6 protein-coding genes are annotated in these 6061 nt (G+C 64.7%); 2 read left to right on the forward strand and 4 right to left on the reverse strand.

The features are described 5' to 3' along the window. Positions 1 to 125 precede the first annotated feature (125 nt). On the reverse strand, positions 126 to 572 hold the full coding sequence (locus EN939_RS17550; RefSeq protein ID WP_127269028.1) for a YcgN family cysteine cluster protein: 447 nt from the start codon (positions 570 to 572) through the stop codon (positions 126 to 128). Between the two features lie 197 nt (positions 573 to 769). Between EN939_RS17550 and EN939_RS40065 the strand changes: the two genes are divergently transcribed. Further along, positions 770 to 2908 carry an OmpA family protein gene (locus tag EN939_RS40065; RefSeq protein WP_127269029.1) on the forward strand — a complete coding sequence of 713 codons (2139 nt, stop codon included), beginning with the start codon at positions 770 to 772 and terminating at the stop codon, positions 2906 to 2908. A 305-nt stretch (positions 2909 to 3213) separates the two neighbouring features. Then, a complete protein-coding gene (locus EN939_RS17560) occupies positions 3214 to 3729 on the forward strand; it encodes a TIGR00645 family protein (RefSeq protein WP_127269030.1) in 516 nt (171 codons plus the stop codon). A 122-nt stretch (positions 3730 to 3851) separates the two neighbouring features. On the opposite strand, the gene EN939_RS17565 is transcribed toward EN939_RS17560, so the two are convergent. From EN939_RS17565 to EN939_RS17575, 3 genes are all read right to left on the reverse strand, one after another. Then, positions 3852 to 4718, reverse strand: coding sequence for an SDR family oxidoreductase (locus EN939_RS17565; RefSeq protein ID WP_127269031.1), 867 nt, complete (start codon positions 4716 to 4718; stop codon positions 3852 to 3854). 110 nt (positions 4719 to 4828) lie between these two features. Beyond that, a complete protein-coding gene (locus EN939_RS17570) occupies positions 4829 to 5464 on the reverse strand; it encodes a helix-turn-helix transcriptional regulator (protein WP_127269032.1) in 636 nt (211 codons plus the stop codon). An 8-nt stretch (positions 5465 to 5472) separates the two neighbouring features. Then, positions 5473 to 6061 (reverse strand): S1C family serine protease (locus tag EN939_RS17575; RefSeq protein ID WP_164751049.1); only part of this gene is annotated, 589 nt, incomplete at its 5' end.

Consider the following 6061-nt stretch of genomic DNA (forward strand, 5'->3'; position numbering starts at 1 on the left):
CCCGCCATTCGCCATCGTCCCCAGCCCTCGGTGAAGGCCAGAACGCCTGACTCGGCGCCCGGTTCCGACCCCGCGGATTGGCCGAATGTCTTCAAACGCGAGGCTCTTGCTCACCGCCGCTGGTCCTACGGCTCCTCGTCCAGTACATAGTCAAAATAGTCTTCCGGCTCGGCAAGATCGGTTTCGCTCGCCTTGACCCGGCCGCGCATCGAGATGCCGGCTTCATGCACGGTCTCGGCGCTGCCCGACACCAGCCGGTGCCACCAGTAGAGGTCGCAGCCCTCGGCCACCAGCCGATAGGCGCAGGTGCTGGGCAGCCAGCTGATGGTTCGCACATTCTGTGGCGTCAGCCCGACGCAGTCGGGAACGCGCGCCAGCCGGTTGACGTAGTCCGAACAGCGGCAGGTCTCGGCATCGAACAGCCGACAGCCGACGCTGGTCCAGTATATCTCGCCGGTGTCCTCGTCCTCAAGCTTCGAAAGGCAGCATTTACCGCAGCCGTCGCACAGCGATTCCCACTCGGCCGGGCTCATCGCCTCCAGCGCCTTGGTTTTCCAGAATGGCGTTTCCATTTCCGGGATGTGGCCCCAGCCGCGGGCAAGGTCAAGCGCGGCAATGGTCGCAATTGCGGCTATCGCCAGGTGAATGACATGAAGTTGCCTTCAAAAGGTCGGTCAATCGCCCCGTACGGCCTCTATCCGTGCCAGACTGGAACCAATCGGCACAAGATCGGTTTCGGCAAGGATGGGACCCCACAAGGAGAATTTCGATGAAACGCCAACCACGGATTCTGGCAGGCACGGCACTCGGCCTGCTTATGGCATCCGCGCCGTTGGGCGCGTTCCCGCTTCAGGGAAGTGTCGCGTCCGGCCTTGCCCAGCGCACGGCAGCCCCATTCATCCTGGCGCAAGCAGCATGCGCCGAAGGCGAAGCCTGCGCACAACAGCAGCAGGCGGAACCCGAACAGAAGCGCGAGCGCAAGAAGGCCGAGCCTGAACAGCAGGCCGCGCCTGCCCAGAGCGAACAGCCCGCCGAGGAGCAGCAGCCACGCCGGAAGAAGCGCGACCAGCAGCAGCAGGCTGAGCAGGCGCCGGCCGAACAGGCCGCTCCGGCCGAGGAACAGCAGCCGCGCAGGAAGAAGCGCGACCAGCAGCAGCAAACCGAGCAGGCGCCGGCCGAACAGGCCGCGCCAGCCGAGGAACAGCAGCCGCGCAGGAAAAAGCGCGACCAGCAGCAGCAAACCGAACAGGCGCCGGCCGAACAGGCAGCGCCAGCCGAGGAACAGCAGCCGCGCAGGAAAAAGCGCGACCAGCAGCAGCAGACCGAGCAGGCGCCGGCCGAACAGGCAGCGCCAGCCGAGGAACAGCAGCCGCGCAGGAAGAAGCGCGACCAGCAGCAGCAAACCGAGCAGGCTCCGGCCAACCAGGCGGAACCGGCCAACGACAATCAGCCCGGCGAGCAGGCCAAGCCGCGCAAGAAGAACAGGCAGGACCAGCAGGCCCAACCTGAAGTCGCCCCGGCACCGAAAGAGGCTCCCGCTGGAGAGGCGACGGTCCCTGCCGGCGAACAGCCCGCGGCCCAGGGCGAGCAGCCCCAGGACACGACGAAGAAGCGTGTCAGGAAACCTGTTGGCGAGCAGCCGGCCACAGCCGAACAGCCAGCCACCGGCGAACAACCGGCCAATGGTCAGACGGCAGCACCGGCACAGGGCGAAAACCCGGTGCAAGGCGAAGCACCGGCCGATCCAAACGCCGCTCCCATCCTGGACAGCCAGAAGGACGCCGAGCGCAGGGGCGGCCGCAAGCAGGGCGACAAGATCGTCCCCCAGGATGGCGAGCAGCAGAATGGCGGGCAAAATGCCCAGCAAGGTGGCGATCAGGGCCGCAAGCCGGTGGCTGCTCCCATCGACCAAGGTCCGCCGCCCACCGACGACAGGGCCGCACAACAGGAGATCAAGCCCGAGAAGATCGCGCCGGTGACCGAGGAAAAGGGCACGCGCGTAGAGCGTGCGCCCGATGAGAACGTCCGTGACCGCCGGCGTCCGAAAGGCGTCGACGTCGTCAGGGAGCTCGGCGACCGCGTCATCCTGCAGTTCAACAACCAGACATTCGTCGAGAGCAATGACGCCCCGCGCATGACCCGCGGCGCCAGGAACGTCTATTATGAGGATCTCTCGGGCGACCGCACCCGGGAAATCGTCGAGCGCGACAACGGTGTCCAGATCGTCACCATCCGCAACCGCTATGGCGACGTCATCCAGCGTTCGCGCATTGCGCCGGATGGACGCGAATATGTGCTGAGCTATGTCGACGAGCGGCACTATCAGGATGAGAGCGACTGGCGCGATCCAGGCGATGACCTGCCGCCGATGCGGCTGACAATCCCGCGCGAGGAGTACATTCTGGACTCCGAGGATGTCGAAGATCCGGACGACTACTACACCTTCCTCGAACAGCCACCGGTGGAGAAGGTCCAGCGCCTCTACTCGATCGACGAGGTCAAACGTTCGGCCCGCGTGCGCGACATCGCACGGCGCGTCGATCTCGACACGCTCAACTTCGAATTCGGCTCGGCCTCGATCTCCGACACCGAGGTGCAGAAGCTCGAGGGCGTCGCCACCGCCATGGAGAAGCTGTTGAAAAAGAACCCGGCCGAGACCTTCCTGATCGAAGGTCATACCGACGCGGTCGGCACACCGGAGGCTAACCTGGCCCTTTCCGATCGCCGCGCGGAATCAGTGGCGGAAGCGCTCACCAACGCCTTCGGCATCCCGCCGGAAAACCTGACGACGCAGGGCTATGGCGAGGAGTATCTGAAGGTCAACACGTCGGCGCCGAACCGCGAGAACCGGCGCGTCGGCATTCGCCGCATCACCTCGCTGGTGGCACCGGTCGCCAGCAACAATTAGGTCATGATTTCAAAACCATGACCCGGTTTGTGGAATCGGCACGAGAAGCACCCATCCCCGGCACCGCCGGGGATGGGTGGATGTGACGGGTTCAACAAGAATTGTACGGGCATTAGACACGGCTCATTGAATCGCGAGCCCAGCCACCCCAGATTCGGTGCTGGGCGTTCCCTGCCCCGTCCCGACTCCAGCGGGACGCATTGAACCCCGCCGGACCTTGTTCGGCGGGGTTTTTTGTCTTGCAAACGGTGGCGGCGTGGCCGAATACGACCATTGTCTGAGAGATAACCAGCCGGAATCATCCCATGAAGCGTCTCGAACTCGCCATCGAATCGATCATTCTCGCTTCACGCTGGTTGCTCGTCGTTTTCTATATCGGCCTGGCCCTGGCATTGGCCGTCTATGCGCTGTCATTCGGCAAGAAGCTTTATGAGTTCATTACCCTGGCGTTCACGCTCGGTGACACCGACACCATCCTCAAGATGCTCGGCCTGATCGATGCCGCACTGGTTGCCTCGCTGGTGGTGATGGTCATCATCTCGGGCTACGAGAACTTCGTCAGCCGCTTCGACGACCAGGAGGGTGGCGTGCACTGGCTGGGCACCATCGATGTCGGCTCGCTGAAGGTCAAGGTTGCCTCGACCATCGTCGCCATCTCGTCCATCCACCTTTTGCAGGTGTTTTTGAACTCGTCGACCTACACGACCGACCAGCTGATGTGGCTGACCATCATCCATCTCGCCTTCGTCGTCTCGGCCCTCATGCTCGCCTATATCGACCGGCTGATGGGCCTCGGCAAAGGCAAGAAGGATGAGGCGTAAGCAAGCGCCTGCCGGACCTTGAATCACTCCGGCAGGTTGGCGCCCTATCGCTTTGTGAGCAAGGCTTTGCCGTGGCTCAGCCACGGCGGATGGCTTAGCTCGACGCTCACAATGACGCGGATCTAGTAGATGCTCTTGATCTTGCTGTCCGTGCGGGCAAACACCTCGTCAGGGACAAAGAAATCTCCGGCCAGAGGCCCGGTCGCACCTGGCGCATAGGCTGAAAAGTCGCTGACGCCCTCGGCGCGCAGCACCTCCTCGTCGATGTAGAAATTACCTGTTGTCTCGCGCGCCGGCCGCATGAAGATGGCATGCGCGGCGTCGGCCATGATGTCGGGCAAACGGCTCATCGCCGCCACCGTCGCGCCGCCGAGCAGATTGCGCACCGCCGCCGTGTCGATGGTCGAGATCGGCCACAGTGAATTGACAGCGATGCCGTCCTTGGCGAACTCCGCACTCATGCCCAGCGTGCACATCGACATGCCGAACTTGGCCATCGTGTAGGCGACGTGATTCCTGAACCACTTGGCCTTCATGTCGAGCGGCGGCGCCAGATTCAGGATGTGAGCATTTTGCGCCAACTTCAGGTGAGGAATGCACATTTTCGAGACCAGGAAGGTACCGCGCGTGTTGATCTGATGCATCAGATCGTAGCGCTTCATGTCGGTCTCCAGCGTGCCGGTGAGTTGGATGGCGCTGGCATTGTTGACGCAGATGTCGATGCCGCCGAATTTTTCCACGGTCCTGGCGACCGCCTCGGCCACCTGCGCCTCCTCGCGGATGTCGCACAAAACAGGCAGCGCCTTGCCGCCAGCCTGCTCGATCTCTTCGGCAGCGCTATAAATCGTGCCCGGCAGCTTCGGATGCGGTTCGGCGGTCTTGGCCGCGATCGTCACATTGGCGCCGTCGCGCGCCGCGCGCAGCGCGATCGCCAGCCCGATGCCGCGCGACCCACCGGAGATGAACAGCGTCTTTCCCTTGAGCGACATTTCCTTGCGCCTCCCTTGCAACACAACAGGCGCAAACCTTTGCGCGGCGGGCGACCGCAGCGCAAGACCCGACACGCTGGACACCGCGTTACGCAGCGTAGGGTTTATGACTAAACCAGCACCAACCCTTGGCGCATCGCAATGGCAATCGCATCGGTGCGGTTGGCCGCACCGAGCTTGATCAGGATTGCGGCGACGTGGAACTTCGCGGTGTGCACCGAAATGTTCAGCCGCCGCGCAATCACCTTGTTTGGGGCGCCCTCGGCCAGCAGCGCCAACACTTCCGCCTCACGCGGCGACAGCGAAGGCCGGGCGGCATGCTCGTCGGAGGCCTCCTCCTCGAACGGCTCGCCATCGCCGGCACGGAAATCCTCATGGCGTCCGCTTCCGCGCTCGCCCGAGACGCGATAGCCGGCCGCGGCCAGCCGCGCCGCCGCGGCGATCAACAAATCCTCCGCGCCAGCGGACATCACGGCCAGCACCTCACCGGCGGGCCGCTCGCCGCCAGCGCGTCCGGTCAGCAGCACCCGTGGAATGAGGGCCGGCACGCCATCACCAATGCTGTCGTCAACGATGGCGACGTCGGCTCTTCCACCGCCGGCCACGACCGGCAGCAGGTCATCGCTCGCGGCCAGCGAGGCCGCCAGGCGCTCGGCGCGTGACGCATCGCCAAGCGCAATCAGCACCACCAGCCGCCGCGAGACGGCACCGTCATGCATGATCCTGTCGCTGGTGAGCGTGTCCATGGATGCCCTCAGCTCAGCGGCTTTTCGCCGATTGTCAGCACGACATCGCGCTGTTCGCCGCCGCGCACGACACCGAGCGTCACCGAAGCGCCGGCACTGTCGGGTCCGAGCCTGCGGATCAGGTCCCGCGGGCCGTGCACCGCCTCACCGTTCCACGCCACGATGATATCGCCAAGAGAGAGACCGGCGGCCTTGGCGGGACCCTCGTCATCGAGGCTCATCACCATTGCGCCCTGCGCGTCGCGGTCTCGTACCGGGTGCAGGCCGGCGCCGAGATAGCCGCGCGCGACATGGCCCTTTTCGCGCAAGGTCGCGACCGCCCGCTCGATCGTCTCGTAAGGCATGACCAGCGCCCGGTGACGCGGTCCGAACAACAGCATGCCGATCAGCGCACCCTTGGCGTCGAGAACCGGGCCGCCCTCGAAACGGCCGCCGGCGCCGACGGCAAGATTGATGCGCCGGTCGATGGTGCCGCCGCGCATCGAGCGCCAGGCCGGGCCGACTTCGCCCACCGAGCCCGAAACAGCCAAAGCCGAACCGTCGCTGCTGCCGATGGCAATGGCGATGTTGCCCGGCCGCACCGCATCGGCCTTGGCC

Origin of the sequence: Mesorhizobium sp. M7A.F.Ca.CA.002.05.1.1 (genome assembly GCF_003998335.1) — a bacterium.
In the GTDB taxonomy this organism is placed as follows: domain Bacteria; phylum Pseudomonadota; class Alphaproteobacteria; order Rhizobiales; family Rhizobiaceae; genus Mesorhizobium.